Origin of the sequence: Bacillus sp. NPDC057893, assembly GCF_042796455.1 — a bacterium.
GTDB lineage: Bacteria > Bacillota > Bacilli > Bacillales > Bacillaceae_G > Bacillus_A.
Window position 1 is genome coordinate 24,866 of the sequence record NZ_JBHVNG010000008.1, and the last position, 15,856, is coordinate 40,721.

General features: G+C 32.8%; 15 protein-coding genes, 3 pseudogenes and 1 riboswitch. Of the genes and pseudogenes, 6 read left to right on the forward strand and 12 right to left on the reverse strand.

Features of this window, described 5'->3' with window-relative positions:
* Nucleotides 1-484: 484 nt before the first annotated feature.
* The gene (locus ACFVQC_RS24605) at nt 485-1,318 is read left to right on the forward strand and encodes a MerR family transcriptional regulator (protein ID WP_377899484.1); all 834 of its coding nucleotides are present in this window, start codon (nt 485-487) and stop codon (nt 1,316-1,318) included.
* Nucleotides 1,319-1,877: 559 nt separating this feature from the next.
* Here the strand turns inward: ACFVQC_RS24605 and ACFVQC_RS24610 are convergent.
* The 4 genes from ACFVQC_RS24610 to ACFVQC_RS24625 all read right to left on the reverse strand — a co-directional run bounded on the left by ACFVQC_RS24610 (nt 1,878) and on the right by ACFVQC_RS24625 (nt 3,644).
* Nucleotides 1,878-2,285, reverse strand: coding sequence for a YvaD family protein (locus ACFVQC_RS24610; protein ID WP_265621162.1), 408 nt, complete (start codon nt 2,283-2,285; stop codon nt 1,878-1,880).
* Entirely contained in the window at nt 2,282-2,644 is a 363-nt protein-coding gene (locus ACFVQC_RS24615; protein ID WP_265621163.1) for a DMT family transporter, read from the reverse strand. The genes ACFVQC_RS24610 and ACFVQC_RS24615 overlap by 4 nt, the downstream gene beginning before the upstream one ends.
* A 14-nt stretch (nt 2,645-2,658) precedes the next feature.
* The gene (locus ACFVQC_RS24620) at nt 2,659-3,216 is read right to left on the reverse strand and encodes a TetR/AcrR family transcriptional regulator (RefSeq protein WP_377899485.1); all 558 of its coding nucleotides are present in this window, start codon (nt 3,214-3,216) and stop codon (nt 2,659-2,661) included.
* Between the two features lie 182 nt (nt 3,217-3,398).
* The gene (locus ACFVQC_RS24625; protein ID WP_377899523.1) at nt 3,399-3,644 is read right to left on the reverse strand and encodes a MazG nucleotide pyrophosphohydrolase domain-containing protein; all 246 of its coding nucleotides are present in this window, start codon (nt 3,642-3,644) and stop codon (nt 3,399-3,401) included.
* Between the two features lie 84 nt (nt 3,645-3,728).
* Between ACFVQC_RS24625 and ACFVQC_RS24630 the strand changes: the two genes are divergently transcribed.
* From ACFVQC_RS24630 to ACFVQC_RS24645, 4 genes are all read left to right on the forward strand, one after another.
* Nucleotides 3,729-5,162: an IS4 family transposase gene (locus tag ACFVQC_RS24630; RefSeq protein ID WP_377899486.1), complete on the forward strand. Its 1,434-nt coding sequence runs from the start codon at nt 3,729-3,731 to the stop codon at nt 5,160-5,162.
* 232 nt (nt 5,163-5,394) lie between these two features.
* Nucleotides 5,395-6,903, forward strand: a complete 1,509-nt coding sequence (locus ACFVQC_RS24635; protein ID WP_377894504.1) for a spore germination protein — start codon at nt 5,395-5,397, stop codon at nt 6,901-6,903.
* Nucleotides 6,890-7,993, forward strand: coding sequence for a GerAB/ArcD/ProY family transporter (locus ACFVQC_RS24640; RefSeq protein WP_377894507.1), 1,104 nt, complete (start codon nt 6,890-6,892; stop codon nt 7,991-7,993). The genes ACFVQC_RS24635 and ACFVQC_RS24640 overlap by 14 nt, the downstream gene beginning before the upstream one ends.
* Entirely contained in the window at nt 7,990-9,117 is a 1,128-nt protein-coding gene (locus ACFVQC_RS24645; RefSeq protein ID WP_377899487.1) for a Ger(x)C family spore germination protein, read from the forward strand. Before ACFVQC_RS24640 ends, ACFVQC_RS24645 begins: the two co-directional genes overlap by 4 nt.
* 212 nt (nt 9,118-9,329) lie before the next feature.
* Here ACFVQC_RS24645 and ACFVQC_RS24650 read toward each other — a convergent pair.
* The 5 genes and pseudogenes from ACFVQC_RS24650 to ACFVQC_RS24670 form a co-directional block, all read right to left on the reverse strand.
* Nucleotides 9,330-9,680, reverse strand: a pseudogene (locus tag ACFVQC_RS24650) (cation transporting ATPase C-terminal domain-containing protein); the annotation flags it as partial.
* A 70-nt stretch (nt 9,681-9,750) separates the two neighbouring features.
* Complete coding sequence (gene tnpB / locus ACFVQC_RS24655; RefSeq protein ID WP_377899488.1) at nt 9,751-10,872, reverse strand: IS200/IS605 family element RNA-guided endonuclease TnpB; 1,122 nt, start codon at nt 10,870-10,872, stop codon at nt 9,751-9,753.
* A 207-nt stretch (nt 10,873-11,079) separates the two neighbouring features.
* The gene (mgtE, locus tag ACFVQC_RS24660) at nt 11,080-12,408 is read right to left on the reverse strand and encodes a magnesium transporter (protein ID WP_002016493.1); all 1,329 of its coding nucleotides are present in this window, start codon (nt 12,406-12,408) and stop codon (nt 11,080-11,082) included.
* Between the two features lie 213 nt (nt 12,409-12,621).
* Nucleotides 12,622-12,798, reverse strand: a riboswitch (M-box (ykoK) riboswitch).
* Between the two features lie 381 nt (nt 12,799-13,179).
* Nucleotides 13,180-13,527, reverse strand: a complete 348-nt coding sequence (locus ACFVQC_RS24665) for a hypothetical protein (protein WP_002191455.1) — start codon at nt 13,525-13,527, stop codon at nt 13,180-13,182.
* Nucleotides 13,528-13,594: 67 nt separating this feature from the next.
* Nucleotides 13,595-13,837 (reverse strand): alpha/beta hydrolase, encoded by a 243-nt coding sequence (locus tag ACFVQC_RS24670; protein ID WP_377899489.1) that lies wholly within the window; start codon nt 13,835-13,837, stop codon nt 13,595-13,597.
* A gap of 37 nt (nt 13,838-13,874) precedes the next feature.
* On the opposite strand from ACFVQC_RS24670, the pseudogene ACFVQC_RS24675 reads away from it, so the two are divergent.
* A pseudogene (locus tag ACFVQC_RS24675) lies at nt 13,875-14,015 on the forward strand (IS6 family transposase); the annotation flags it as partial.
* Here the strand turns inward: ACFVQC_RS24675 and ACFVQC_RS24680 are convergent.
* The 3 genes and pseudogenes from ACFVQC_RS24680 to ACFVQC_RS24690 all read right to left on the reverse strand — a co-directional run.
* A pseudogene (locus ACFVQC_RS24680) lies at nt 14,007-14,171 on the reverse strand (IS4 family transposase); the annotation flags it as partial. The pseudogenes ACFVQC_RS24675 and ACFVQC_RS24680 sit on opposite strands and share 9 nt — an antisense overlap.
* Before the next feature lie 111 nt (nt 14,172-14,282).
* The gene (locus ACFVQC_RS24685) at nt 14,283-14,813 is read right to left on the reverse strand and encodes a GNAT family N-acetyltransferase (protein WP_002159200.1); all 531 of its coding nucleotides are present in this window, start codon (nt 14,811-14,813) and stop codon (nt 14,283-14,285) included.
* 241 nt (nt 14,814-15,054) lie between these two features.
* Nucleotides 15,055-15,498, reverse strand: a complete 444-nt coding sequence (locus tag ACFVQC_RS24690) for a carboxymuconolactone decarboxylase family protein (protein WP_000083030.1) — start codon at nt 15,496-15,498, stop codon at nt 15,055-15,057.
* Between the last annotated feature and the right edge of the window lie 358 nt (nt 15,499-15,856).

The following is a 15,856-nucleotide window of genomic DNA, read 5'->3' on the forward strand; positions in this document are numbered from 1 at the left end:
TTATTATGTTTTACACGACTTTATTGTAAATTAAACAACTTTATTATCTCTGTACACTTAGAGATCTCCTCAAAAATAAGAAACAGTTTATATCCGAATTTAATACAAATTATCAATCTTTTTTTAAATTACCAAACTTTATGCAAATGATACAAAAAGCCAATGCACATATGCGTATTAAAATAACAGAAGGTCATAGCGTGGAAATAAATTCCATAATATGACCCATTTTTACACGAATCTCGGCTGAATCACTTAAGAAGGTTCCTTAAACGGTGTTTGATGTTTGTTATGATACTTTGTTTTTGGCAATGCGTTTTGGAACTATTTTTTGACCGTATTTCTTTGAGTTTTGTTAGAACTAAATAGAGTTCCTTAAACGATCATTTTGGGTTAAAAAGAATTTCTTTTTATTTATTGACTATGAAGTAACCACATAGTTTATAGTATGAATATTATTCCTTATAGGAGGCAATATAATTAGATGGATAGCTATAAGTTAACTAAAAGTGATGTAATTAAGATTTTTAATACAACGAAAGAAACACTTCGATTCTATGAAGAAAAAGGACTAGTTCAGCCAAAGGTAGGTAAAAATAACTATAGACTTTATGGAAATGAAGACCTACAGAGAATTAGCCAAATCTTTTTTTGTAAAGATATAGGTTTTTCAATTGAAGAAATTGATTTAGTAATAAATAAGAAAAATATAATAAACAATATAAATATCTTACAGAACAAAAAAAATGATATTGAAACTGAAATTTATCGATTTATGGAAATGCAAAAGAAAATTACTAGGCTCCTCGATCTCCTTCAAAATAGAAGTAGAAACTTCAATGAAATTCAGAGTGTCTATTTTGAGGAAAGAAAATATTATCACATCAAAGGAGAAAATTTTAATAGTGTAAAATCCTTTTTTGATAAATTCCGTTCTATTTTTAAGCAAGGTGAATTTTTTCAAGAACAATTTATAACAATGTGTTCTATTAAGAATTTATTCAATGATGATCTGGGACTATCAGTTTATTATCCTGTTTTGAACGATACAGAGATAGAGCATGTTGATATTCTTAGTATACCTGCAGGTAATTATCTTTGTGTTGATTACGTATGTACAGAAGAGCATATGGATGAAGTACGACGTCAAATATATACAAATATTACAGACTATATAGAGAGAAATGGTTTACAGTTTAGATCATGTAATGTAATTGAAACAGATCTACATGAATTGAATCTGTTTTATCCAGAAGGACAGATAATTATGAATATGCAAATTCCTGTTGAAGAAAAATCAAAACACCAAAAGAAATGAGCATTTATTTATGCAACACAATTTACAAGGAAGGCGTAAAAATCGGCCCTTTTATCAAAATGTGCTTAGTATGATTTTTTTACGAAGTGCTGGTAGTCCACTTATTATAAAATCATAGAATCTCTTTAAGTTAATACAAACTAAAGCCAATTTCCTTAACTTACAGGAAACTGGCTTTTTCTTTGTTGAAATTTGCTTAGCGCACGAAATTCGCGAAATGTTGGTGCGACCCCATGCCTATCAAGCTAACATCTTGAATTACCCCCAAAACGAAAATTTCATCTTTTCATAGGTGTCCATGAGAATTGAGCTCATTTTTTTGTTTGGGGTAATTTTGAATTCTTAAATTGATGGCAATGGGGTCACCATACATCGCCATCAAGCTAAGATTTTAAAGTACCCCCTAAATGGAAATTTTGTGTTTTTATAGCACCGAAGTTTATTTTTATCGTTTTGGGGAACAACAGATTTTTTAACTTGATAGCAATGTGGCGAGACCCCTATTATAAGTTCACTTTCTTCCTCCGCTCCGATTATACCTATTGAATTCTTTTCTCTACTATCTCATGTTAGTCTCATACCATCCACACTCTCTCCAAATACCTTTTAAGAAAAAGCATGGATAAACTAATAAATATAAATTAGGAATCCACCAAGAAATATCGAAATCTAAACGGATTGTCCAAAATGCTAGAGCTTGTAATCCTGAACAAAAAGTTAAAATTAATGATAAAAACGCAAAATGGCTCCAAATATGCTTTTGTTTAGAATACAAATACAAACTTAAAAATCCCGTCAACGAGATTAATAAATCTAAAGGTAGAAAAGACCAGTTCCATGCCACTAAAATAGGATTTTGATAATCTTTAAACAAATATTCTTGTGGAATCATATGAAAAATTGTTATGAACCAATATATAATAAACCCAATATCAGTAATAAGGAAAAAATATTTTAAACGGTTCAATGTACACGTTCCTCCACCATTTCTTTGTTCTTCTCTTCATGTGCCGCACTATTAAAATTTAAGATCACGACTCCAATTAAAATAAAAAGAATCGCTAGTATCTTAATTACATTGATACTTTCTCCAAAATAAAAGAAACCAATTATTGTAATCGTAACAATTCCCATACCTGACCAAACCGCATACGCAACGGACACCTCCATCCCCTTTAATGCAAATGACAGAAATGAAAAACTTACTACATAAAATACAAAAATAAGAATACTTGGAACAAGTTTCGTTAATCCATCAGATAGTTTCATCGCAGTTGTACCCGCTACTTCAAATAAAATTGCTAAGCATAAATAAATCCACTGCATTATTCTCCCACCTTCTATTTTGAATTAGAAATTCCATACATCAACATGTCCATAATAGATTCAAGCATACTCCCCAATGTATAATCACTCTTTTCAATAAACATAGGATCATATATGCGATTCAGTGCTCCTAAATATACTTCAATAAAAAACGGAACTTGAATTTGTCTAATACTCCCTTCTCTCATTCCCTCTTCTATTAACCGGATTACAGTAGACCAACCTTCACGTAAAAATTGATCTAATTTCAACCATTGATTATAATGGTGTTTTTTTAGTTCTACTAATAAACGTGCATCCATGAATTTAAATTGTTGTGGAATACTAATTAAGATGCGTCTTATTTTTTCAACTGTTTGTAACGTATCATCTTCAGCGATATTTTTTTCCTTTTCTTGAATACCTTCTATTACATTACAAATAACTTCATCTACTATCTCACCCTTTGAAGAGAAGTGCTCATAGATTGTCCTCTTACTCACAGCTAATTGTTTTGCTAAGTCACTAATTGTAAATATAAACCCCTTCATTTGAATTTGATGAATTGTTTCTGTTAAGATTCTTTGTTTCATAATCCGCCCCCTAAACCTTCGGTACCCATATGTTTTTTTCGGTACCATTTTCATTTTACAATATTTAACACCCTCTAAACAACTAGCATTTCACAAACTCTTTTTTATCTAACGAATTAAACCGCTCTGAGCATAGCCCCTGAGCATTTTTAACTTTTACATAAGAATTATTATATGTATCTTCACCACACTCTATCTCGGTTAATTTCCATCTTCTCCTGAAATGCCTCCACCAAATCAATTTCTAATTTATTCACTAAATCACATACATTCCAAATTACATCGAACATTTCTAAGCCTATTTCTCTTTTTATATTATCATCATTTCTTCTTAAAACCGCTTCTGTTAGTTCTCCTAGTTCAGCCATTAAATACATTGTACGCTTATCAATCGTCGTATCAGCAAACCCTTTTTCTTTACTAGGGATATAAAGCTAAGGTTCTGCACTATCCATAAAGCAAAAAAGACGTTATCCTTTCTGGAGAATTATAGGAAAGGATGGCGTTTCTTTATGAATCTTTCGATTCTTGACGAACTTCAACCGATTGCTGAAGAATTACAACGACATATGTCTCCTCATGTTCTAGAACACCTAGCCAAAGAAAAAGGATTCGTTCAGCGAAAGAGTAAATATCAAGCACAGGTGTTAGTTGCTTTATGTGTATGGCTTAGTCAACAGATTGCAAGTACATCACTCACACAATTATGTAGCTGCCTTGAAGTATCTACGGGTATTCTTATCAGCCCTGAAGGACTTAACCAACGATTTAATGCTTCCGCAGTACAGTTTCTTGAACAAGTTCTAGCTAACCTTTTAACTCAAAGAATTCATTCAACAAAAGAAATAATTCATCAATATACCACGACATTTAAGCACATTCGGATTCTAGACTCTACAACATTTCAGCTTCCAGATAAGTTTTCTTCACATCATCAAGGTTCAGGTGGAAGTAGCCATACGGCAGGAGTTAAAATTCAATTGGAGTATGACCTATTGAGTGGAAAGTTCCTGCACGTTTATGTAGGAGAAGGAAGAGAAAATGATAAAACCTTTGGTTCAACAAGCCTACAAACCATTCGACCAAAAGACTTGTATATAAGAGATTTAGGTTATTTCGACTTACATGACTTACAGAAGGTCCATGATAAAGGAGCTTACTATGTCTCACGTTTGAAATTAAATTCTCGAATCTATTGTAAGAATGATAAGCCAGAGTATTTTCGAAATGGGACCATGAAGAAAGGAACACTCTATATTCAGTTAGATATGGAAGAACTCATGAATCAATTGCCCCCTGGTCAAACAATGGAGGTTCCAGAGGCATACATTGGACAGTATCAAAAATTACCAGCTCGTGTTATTATTCATCGATTAACAAAGGAACAAACAGAAAAAAGGTTGAAAAAACAAACCAAAAGAGAAAAAAAGAAAGGTATTATCTACAAAGAACGGAGTAAACGGTTGAGTGGAATCAATGTGTATATTACGAATCTTTCTGCAGAAAATGTTCCAACGGAACATATCCATGACTTCTATTCATTACGTTGGCAAATTGAAATTTTATTTAAAACATGGAAATCTTTCTTTCAAATTAACAAGTGTAAAGAAATCAAGAAAGAACGCTTAGAATGCCATTTATATGGGCAACTCATTAGTATTTTACTCTGTTCATCGACGATGTTTAAAATGCGTCAGTTACTCTTGGATAAGAAAAAGAAAGAGCTAAGTGAATACAAATCCATCTATATGATAAAGAATTATTATCTATTGTTTTATGAAGGATTACAAAAGGACATCCATGAATTATTAAAAGTTTTACTGCGTTTGTTTTATCTTTTAGAGAAAAACGGTAAAAAATCTCACCGGTACGAAAAGAAAACCGTCTATGATATCCTAGGTGTTGTGTACGATTATACGTTGTCACAGAGTTTCAATGTTGCATAATATTTTTTGAAATACCTATTTAATAGGTTTATTTGTTATGCACATCTTTAGTGTAGTCGTAGAAATTTCAAAAAATCACATTCATATATACCCTCCTGATTCCCTTAGCTTGATGGTGATGGGGTGCCACAAAATTTCAAGTTGATAGCGATGTGTTGCTATCCCAATGAATAAAATTTGATTATATAAAAATAATAAAAACACGACTGTTATACGTAAAGAGGTGTAAATCATGTCTTTAAATGAAAAGACCTTAGAAACCATGGAAAATACCATTGTTGAAACTATCCAGACAAATAATTTACAAGAACTTAAGAATACATTAGAACAGATCTTTGATATTTGTGCCGATTTAGTTGAACATCCATTACAATTAAAAACAAAAACGAATGTTTTACTATATTATTTTGAAGGTCTGACAGATGGTTTTGCACTAAAAGGAAATGTCGTTACACCATTATTACAAGAAGTAAATGAAGACAGGCAAGTATTTAATTCTAATATTATTGCTACTTATACAAAAACAGTATATACATGGAATGAAATTAAAAAAGGGCTGCTCGAGGGACAATGTGTACTGTTTATGGAAGGAGAAAAGAAAGCCCTTCTCATAAATACAAAGGGATGGGCAGAAAGATCGATTCAGGAACCTATTTCAGAAGTTACCATTAAAGGTTCTCATGATGGGTTTATTGAGAATGCCACTAAAAACATAGGTCTCATTCGTAGATATATTCCTTCTACTGAGTTAAAAATCAAAGAATTGACAATCGGAGAACGGGCCACTACTTTTGTATATTTACTTTACTTAGGCGATGTAGCTAACGAAGATGTGGTACAGGAAGTGGAGACAAGAATCTGTAAAATTAAAACTGATACAGTATTGAGCGTAGGAGAATTGTCCAACTTTACAAAAGATCAAAATTGGACTCCCTTTCCACAGGCTTATTTAAGTGAACGCCCAGATGCTATTTCTAATCATATTCTTGATGGTAAAGTAGCAGTGTTAATTGATAGATCTCCTGGTGCAATGATCGTTCCAATGAATTTAATTGGATTTTTTCAGACTCCCGATGATTATAATGTACATTGGCTGATTGCATCATCTTTTCGCTTATTACGATTTTTAGGATTTATTATAGCTATATTTTTACCCGCAATATATATTGCAATGGTTTCATTCCACTTTGAAATCATTCCTTTAGATCTATATACTTCTATTGCAACGTCAAGAATTAAAGTCCCTTTCTCGCCTTTACTAGAAGCATTTATTATGGAAATCACATTAGAAATGCTTCGTGAAGCTGGTATTCGTCTACCACAACCAATTGGACAAACCATTGGAATTGTTGGAGGGATTGTAATTGGACAAGCAGCTGTTCAAGCGGGACTTGTGAGTAATGTTATGGTTATTATCGTATCTATTACTGCCATTGCATCATTTGTTGTTTCTAATTATGATTTATCAAGTTGTATTCGGCTTATTCGTTTTCCAATGATGTTATTTGCCTACTTTTTTGGAATTGTAGGTATTGTTAGTGGATTAATGCTCTTATTTGCTCATTTTGTTTCACTAACTTCCTATGGTTCACCATATGGATTGCCAATAGCACCATTTCGTCTCCAAGAGTTAAAAGATTCTTTTGTAAGATTTCCTATTTCTATGATCACCACCCGCTCGAGCACAGGACAGCCGAAACAAAGAAAGAAAAAAGAAGGTGGCTCGCATGGGGAATCTTAAATTCCAAAGTATAACCTTATTCGAATATATTGTTTTCATTCATTCACTGCAACTTGCATCAGGTATGTTAATTATGCCAAGCCCTCTTGCCACTACCGCTGGTACAGACGGCTGGATTTCTATCATTCTGGGATGGATAATTACTTCTATAATTGGCGTAATTATTATATTAATGTTACGAAAAAATCCTAACAAGAATTTCTCTCAGATCTTAAATGCATACTTTGGTAAATGGCTAGGGACAATTTTTCTTCTTTTATATGCCTTTTATCTATTTTTTGCTGGTTTTAATACTTTATTAAAGGCAACTGATATTGTAAAAGTGTGGATATTCCCTTCCACTCCTGCTTATCAAATCTCCATATTATTACTATTGCCTTTTATTATTTTAGCCCTGAGTGGGTTAAGGGCTCTTACTAGTTATTCTATGCTTGTTTTCTTCTTCACTACTTGGATGCCACTATTTCTTCTTTTTTCACTAAAGAGTAACTACAATCCTTTACACCTACTACCTATTTTTAAAGATGGCTTATACCCTATTGTAAAGGCAACAAAAGAAACCATTACTCCTTATGCGGGCTTAGAAATTGCATATTTTATTTATCCGTTCTTACAAAAAAAACAAAAAGCCATAAAAGGAATACTAATAGCGAATACTGGAACCATGTTTTTCTATCTATATGTGACTATTCTTTCTTATATATACTTTAGTCCGGAGGGGATAAAAGACGTAATTTGGCCAGTATTTCATCTGTTAAAAGGAGTTCGTTTTTCTTTCATAGAACGATTAGAAATTTTATATATCGCTTACTATTTGATTGTATTTTCCACTACAATATATCCGTATTTATTTTTCAGTTTCGAATCTGTGACCATTTTATTTCAAAAAACCGTTCGCAATTGGGTGCTGGTTGGTTTTATGCTATTAATAGTCGGCTTATTCATTTTTCTAAACCCCGATGTGGATCAATATTTATTTATATATTCTCTTATGGATATCTTAAATATCATTTTCTTTATTCTATTACCAATCTTCTTTTTCGCTTACAGCATTGTTTTTACTTGGTTTACTAGGAGGAAACAGCTTTGATTCGAAAATGGATATGGATTGTAATCTGTTGTGTATGTTTAATTGGTTGTAGTCAGAGAATTCCTCTTGAAAAAGTTTCTTTAATCCTATTAATCGGCTTAGATAGAACTTCTAATGGAAACATAAAAGTGGGCACAAGCATACCACTCTTTCATCATAAACAGCAAAGCAGTACTGTAGAGCATTGGGTTCAGGCGTCAACCATATATGATGGATTTAGCAAAATGGATACGAAATTAACAGGGTATGTGACATCATCCAAAGCTGAAGTTATTTTAATTGGGGATAAATTAGCACAAGAAGAAAATTGGATACAGGCGCTCGATTCCTCTTACCGTGATCCTTACGCTACCATCAATGCTAAAGTGGTGCTTGTTGATGGACCGGCAGAAGATGTGTTTAAAGTTAATAGGCCTGATAAGCCATCACTTCCATCTTATATAAAGGGTGTAATCGAATCGTCTATTCAAAATAATCAATCCGTCTCTTCCACGATTCAACAATTAATGAGAGAAAAAAATGAACAGGGAATGACGCAAACTGTTCCCATTATCAAGAAAACAAATAATGAAATTGATACGGTAGGAATTGCATTTTTAAATCATCAAGGAAAGTACTTAACGAAGATTCCTAAAACCGATGTGAAGTTTTTCAACCTTATTAATAAGTCAAAAAATACAGGTCGGATGATACTACACCTTGTTCTTTCTCCAAAAAAATCTGATAAAAAGCCAAATACGTCTGTTCTCGTACAAAATACAAAGAGAAAAATTAGTGTTGATTTCCAAAAAGGTAAATTTATTTTTAATATAGATGTAAGTATGAATGTATCCTTAATTGAAAAAACCAACGGAAACTTAACTAAAACTCGTTTACATGGTAATAAGAATATAGGTAGATTGGAACATGAGATCCAGGAAGAGTTCAATAAAAAATTACAAGGCATGTTACAGGATATGCAGAGAAATAAAATTGATCCAATTGCTTTATCATTACACGCTAGAGCTTTTCAATATAAAGAATGGAAAAAGGTAAAAGAAGATTGGTTGCGCGCTTTTTCAAAAGCTAAAATACTTGTGAATACACACGTTAAAATAAAAGATACAGGAACAATTAGAAATTAAACTATCTAGATTATTTTTAGCCAAGAAAACTTCCCCCTCAATTTGTGTGAAGGTGCAAAGTTTCTCAAGAGATAAACAGAGGCATGAATATATGAGGAAATATTATGAGGCTACTAGTAATTCCTGTAATTCATGATATACCGAAAAGGCGAAGTCTCCAAAGAGACTCCGCCTTTTCAACGTACAATGAACTTCAACAAAATGTTTTAGTTTTAAAGCCATCGATTAAACTTCCTGATGTATATTCTCTTTATAATTTCAGTAACTAGAGCATATATTGTTAAAATTCCAAATAACCACGGGAAATAATACAACGGAAGTGGAGTTAAGCCAATTTGGGTACTTAACCTGGTAAATGGAAGAGAAATCCCTATAATCATAACTAAACCTGTAAGTATCAAAACAGGTCTAGCAGCCGTACTTTGTAGGAAAGGAATATGTTGAGTACGAATCATATGCACAATCAATAATTGTGTTAATAATCCTACTACGAACCAACCCGTTTGAAATAAGGATTGCATTTCAGGAATATTTGCACCAAATATATTCCACATTACATTGAACTACCCCCACTTTCACTTCGTTTAGAAGAGGGGGATTCCTAAGTAAAGAGTTCTATCGAACTCTAATTTATTAGGCTATCTCCACAGTCCTTGCGGTTAGAAGCCTTATCGCTTCATTCTTTAGATTGATACTTGCGTTAATATCCCTATCATGGTGTGTAAGACAAGAAGGGCAGTCCCATTTACGTAGGTTTAGATTTTTAACGTCTTTGTTTTGATATCCACAACAAGAACATAATTGGCTTGAAGCAAATGTTTTCGATACAACAATGACTTGTTTGCCATACCATTTTGCTTTGTATTCCAACATGGCTCGAAACTGTGACCATGATACTTCACTAATTGCTTTTGCTAACTTATGATTCTTTAACATATTCGATACTTGCAAATCCTCTATACCGATAACATCGTGGTTTTTGATGATTTCAGTTGAGATTTTGTCCAAGTAATCTTTTCTAGCATTTGCCATGTATTCATGAATTTTAGCTACCTTTACTCGCTGTTTATTCCAGCGAGAAGAACCTTTCATTCTTCTAGAAAGAACATGCTGTGCTTTAGCCAACTTCTCTTCTAATGATTGAAAAAACTTCGGGTTTTTATAGGTTGTTCCATCTGACAAAATGGCAAAATCTTTTAGTCCTACATCCATTCCAATGTAAGAATGTGTTTTCGGAAGTTCTTGCACTTCTGTTTCAACTAATAGTGACACAAAATATCTATCAGAAGGGTTCCGCCTAACTGTAGCATTTAAAATGCGTCCCTTTACTTCACGACTTTTGGCAAATCGAATAAGACCTAGTTTTGGCAATTTTATTTTGTTTCCTACAACGGCAATGTTTTCATTTGTTTGTTTTGTGGTATAAAATTGTACGTTGTTCTTCTTAGATTTGAAACGCGGGGCATTGTTTTGTTTTTTGAAAAGGCGTGTATAAGCATCCGCAAGGTTGCGAACAGACGACTGAATCGCAATACTATCCACTTCTTTTAGCCAAACAAACTCTTTCTTCATGGCAGGAAGTTTGGCAGAGCATGTACCATATGTCAAACCTTTTCCTGTTTCTTTGTATGCATTATCCCATAGGGATAGGAAGTGGTTGAATACAAAACGAGAACAACCTATCGTTTTATTGATTAGGATCGCTTGTGCTTTATTTGGATAGATACGAAATTTATATGCTTTATTAATCATCATTCATTTCACCTCCATTTCGGTATGCGTCTATTATACAACAAACATACATTTGGTAGGTAGTGAAGTAACACTTTATGTATGTCGAACAATTAAGATGGCTTCCTGCCATTCTTTGTCCGAGGCCAATTCATCTCCCACCTACTCACTTCGCGCTCCTTGAGGAAGGAGTCTTCTTGGCTAAAATGATAAAAACGAAAAATAAATTTTTTATAAACCTAATAGCATTTTTGCAATGGTAAAGTACAGAACTAACCCCGTCCCATCGACTAACGTCGTAATGAACGGACCCGAGATAACAGCTGGATCCAGCTTTAACTTATTTAGAATCAAAGGTAATACAGATGAAACAATAGACGACCAAATAACAATGAATAATCCTGTAATAGCTACAACTTGTGCGACTTCAGTACCTACGCCTAAAGTGTATGCACGAATTAATGCTGCCACGGCTAATGTAAGCCCAAGTAAAACACCTACTAATGCCTCTTTTTTCATGACACGAAATATATCTTTAAATTTCACCTCATTTAGAGCTACAGCACGCACCAATGTGGTTACAACTTGTGTACCTGTATTTCCACCAGTTCCGATTAACAATGGAATAAAGAAAGCCAGTGCAACTACATGAGTCAAAGTTTCTTCATAATGTCGAAGTACAGAACCAGTATATGCTTCTGCTACAAACAGAAGTAATAACCAACCTATACGTTTACGGTATATATGCCAAATAGAGGTTTCGAAATATGGCTTATCTAATGGGGTACTTCCTCCTAATTTTTGAATATCTTCGGTTGCTTCTTCTTCGAAAACATCCATTGCATCATCAAAGGTTATAATACCTATCATCCGATTTTCCATCGTTGTTACAGGTATAGCGGATAAATCATAATCCATTAGCTTTTGTACAGCTTCCTGTTGGTCTAAGTCTACTGAAACTGAAATAACATCTGATGCCATTATTGATGATAAAGTCTTATCATCTGATGCTAGCAATAATTCACGAATAGAAACAATTCCATTAAGCTGTCCACGTGTATCAAGAACATAAATATACGATATAGATTCTACCCCTGCCCCAATTTTCCTAATATGCGACAGCGTATCTTTCACTTTCCAATTTTCCCTGGCAGCGATATAGTCAATTGTCATCAGGCTGCCCGCTGTTCCAGGTTGAAAAACCAGCAGATCTCTAATTTTTTGTTGAGATTCTTCAGATAAAAGTTGTATCAATTTTTCAGCCTGAAGTGGATGAATTGAAAGAATTACATCAACGAGGTCATCAATGGATTGCCTAGCTAATAGCTTTTCCCCTTTATCCACAGACAAGTTGGTGTAAATATTATATTGCTCCTCTGGAGTAAGGTAACTAAGAATTTTCGCTCCTTTTTCAATAGGAAAACATTTCATTAAAGATATCTGATCTTCATGATGAAAATCTTTCATTCCCATTGCAATATCATAGGACTGAGTTTTTAAAAGTTCTCGCTCTAGGTGTATGTCTTTTGTCGTTAATAATTGTTGTAAACATTTTTTCATCGTAATTCCTCCTTAAGGACAGTAGTACTATTTATTCATTTTCCCACTTCTGGGAAAACAAAATTCTTAATAAATATGGGATCAATATCATCAATCATTAGTTTTCCCCCCTTTTTTAAGAGATTTATTACAAATAAAATTTTGCATATAAAAAACCTCCCCTAGTGATTCAACTAAAGGAGGTTGATTTAAAAAAGACATAGCTAAATAAAGCTCATTCCCCCCTAGTTGAGTTTTGGCACTATACAACGTAAAGGATGAATCATTCATCACTTAGCTATCTTAAGAAGAGCCTTAATCCGACAATTCCTGTTCTACCCATTGGCATCTTTCGATATTTTTGGGCAATAGCCTGTGTTTGTATAGGAGCCTCACCTAACAGGTTATAAATATTAAAATTTTTTTGCTTGTTTCATGTTAAAGAATATCCACTATTTTTAGACTTGTCAAGTACATATAAAACTTATTATTCCACTTTTTGGTGTCAATCCAATACCAAATGCTAGATATTAACATTTTATATTTATACAATAAATTTCACAATTTATGCATTTGATTTTCTAAGTTATACAATATCTAAACCTTGGTGAGAGGATTGCTTAATGTGCCACACATATAATGATAGAGATGTAAATACCAGTATTAATTCACTGAAATTAACAATGTAATTGGCATTGTTTTTTAGGGTAGGAACTCCCCTTATAGGTTGGTAAACTTAGATGGCTATAAACAATCATCTACCTCCCAAGAAGCTCCTACTTATAATTATCTCTAATAGGTTAGTTCTGCCTTTAAGAACTTCAAAATTTCAGGGGACACTATTGTATTTGGATATTCATCTATCGAGCAAGAACCTCGTATATTATCGACACATAACCAAAAATTCCCCTGATCAGGTACAGAAAAAGATTCAGTATTAACATTATATTCCTTCAAAACTTTAATAAAATTTATACCTTCTGCCGGAGAAACAATTTCATCTTTCTCTCCCCAAATAACAAAAAAGCTACTTTTAAACATTGGGTTATTTGTTGCTTTCTTTATTTGATATATGGGAGAAGCATCTATATAAGCTTGAGTTGACTGATAAGGCGTTGTGTCCATCATTTTCAAAATCACATGATTGGTCCCTTGTTGTTCAGGTAGTTCATAGTTTTTTTTGTATCATAAAGACCATATACTGGAATTACTGCACGTATTTTAAAACAAGCATTGCAGCTAGATAGCCACCTGCTGAGTCACCCATAACTCCTATATTTTGTGGATTTAAATTCCATTCATATGATTGATTCACAATATAGTCGATTGCTAATCTCATATCATCCATGATGCCCGGCCAAATAGAATAAGATGGAGTAGCCAAGCGGTAATTTAGGTTCTGGTGCAGAAAATTTAAAATGACTGAAAATAATCTTTCAAACTTGGACATACTGATACTATTACTCTATAAAAGGTGTGTGATCAGTATGGAAAAGGAAAATTTATTTAAATGGAAACATTATCAACCTGACATTATTTTATTAACGGTTAGATGGTACCTACGGTACAATTTAACCTTTCGTAATGTGGTGGAAATGATGGAGGAACGAGGGCTATCTTTGGCTCATCCATACACATAATGCGACTAAATCTTTTGCTTGGTATTTACTTGTTCGTTGTACGAAACCAACATCTCTAGCAAGATCTCGTAAGATATTTGGAGATAAAAAGCTTTGAATCTCTTGAGCAAATAGTTGTAATTCATCAGATACAGAAATAGACATACAAAAAACGCCATCCTTTCCTATGATTCTACAGAAAGAATAACGTATTTTTTTCATTTTGAGGATATTTAATAGCCTACATTTTAAGGAATGTAGGCTAAGTAATATAAGTTAATCCGTTATTAATTTTGAATAAATACTTAGATCAATAAACTTTTCATTAGATTTTTCACACTTTCTCATTGTCCCTTCGAATGTAAAGTTTAACTTTTGTAAGACTTTTATTGAATTGATGTTTTCAGATTCAACTTTTGCTTCTATTCTATTGAATTCTAAAGTACTAAACGCATAATCCATTAAAGAGAGAATGGCTTCTGGCGCATATCCCTTACCCCAAAAAGCTTTACTAATATCGTAACCAATTTCTGCTTTGGCGTTTTTGAAATCAAATGAATTATAACCACAAGAACCGATAATTTCATTTGATTCTAATTCAATTATTGAATAACGAATAGCTCTGTTTTCCCGAGATAACTTATCAAGCATTTCAATCATATCTACCGCTTGGCTTTCATCAGTAAAACTATTGATATTCATAAATTTTGTAACTTCTGGATCAGACCAAATTGTAAACATGCTAGCTGAGTCTGATGCTTTCATTTTTCTTAAAACTAATCTTTCGGTTTGTAGTTCTGTAATCAATATTTTTACCTCCATTATGTTTTTATTTTGGGGTCAAGATATTGATATCTGCGCATAGTTCAGTCCCTTCGTGTTTCAAGATAATATTATTATAAAAGCTATAAAGGATGAAACAATAAATTTCAAAAATTTGGTTATGTCACAGTTTATTATAACTGCGTAATAAAGAAAAATGAAACAATTGTATTGTGATTTTTAAACATCTTTAATTTTATTCTTATTTACCGTTCGTTGAGAGCAATTATTTTTTAGTTGCTGTATTTCCCATTGCAATAGAAATTCTATTCCAACTGTTGATTTGATTAATTACCAGAACAAGGTCAACATATTGTTTCTCGTCATAGTGTTCACGTACTCGCTTATATAGGTCTTCAGGAACTCTTTTAGTGGGAATTAGAGTAATATGCTCAGATAGTTCAAGAGCAACTTTCTCTTCAGGTGTATAAAAATCACATTCATTCCAAGCATTCAAGCAATAAATTCGTTGTTCGGTTTCACCTATCTTACGGGCATCGGATGTATGCATATCCATGCAGAAAGCACAACCGTTAATTTGAGAGACTCTAATCTTTATAAGTTCTCTAGTAATTCGATTAATTGTAGACTTCTTAGTGTACTTCTCCATATCCATCATAATTTTCATGCCATCAGGTGCAACATCATAGTAGGAAATTCTTTGACTCATAAGGCAAGACCTCCTTTGATTTTAAGATACTTATAATTATACCTTCATACAAACATTCGTGCTATTTTTTATTTGTAAGGCATTCGAAATCAAAGAGAATTTCAGTTATAGACAGTGTAATTAGTTGTTTCATGCTACGTAAATATCGCAAATGAGTAACCGTATTTTCCAAACAAATATTTTCACTTTTTAATTATTTTATTATTACCGTCAGAATAAATTGAATAACTTTATTAATTTTTAAATGATTTTATTATAAATGAAACAATTTTATTATCACCAAACAATTACATAATTTTGATCAAACTTTATTCGAAAGCTACAGTGTTTTTATCTTCCTATAGTTATTTATGGGGAT

Coding starts and splice junctions, on each gene's coding strand:
- ACFVQC_RS24605 (WP_377899484.1), top strand. CDS start 485: ATGGATAGCTATAAGTTAACTAAAAGTGATGTAATTAAGATTTTTAAT.
- ACFVQC_RS24615 (WP_265621163.1), bottom strand. CDS start 2,644: ATGCAGTGGATTTATTTATGCTTAGCAATTTTATTTGAAGTAGCGGGT.
- ACFVQC_RS24620 (WP_377899485.1), bottom strand. CDS start 3,216: ATGAAACAAAGAATCTTAACAGAAACAATTCATCAAATTCAAATGAAG.
- ACFVQC_RS24630 (WP_377899486.1), top strand. CDS start 3,729: ATGAATCTTTCGATTCTTGACGAACTTCAACCGATTGCTGAAGAATTA.
- ACFVQC_RS24635 (WP_377894504.1), top strand. CDS start 5,395: ATGTCTTTAAATGAAAAGACCTTAGAAACCATGGAAAATACCATTGTT.
- ACFVQC_RS24640 (WP_377894507.1), top strand. CDS start 6,890: ATGGGGAATCTTAAATTCCAAAGTATAACCTTATTCGAATATATTGTT.
- tnpB (WP_377899488.1), bottom strand. CDS start 10,872: ATGATGATTAATAAAGCATATAAATTTCGTATCTATCCAAATAAAGCA.
- mgtE (WP_002016493.1), bottom strand. CDS start 12,408: ATGAAAAAATGTTTACAACAATTATTAACGACAAAAGACATACACCTA.
- ACFVQC_RS24670 (WP_377899489.1), bottom strand. CDS start 13,837: ATGTCCAAGTTTGAAAGATTATTTTCAGTCATTTTAAATTTTCTGCAC.
- ACFVQC_RS24690 (WP_000083030.1), bottom strand. CDS start 15,498: ATGAGTCAAAGAATTTCCTACTATGATGTTGCACCTGATGGCATGAAA.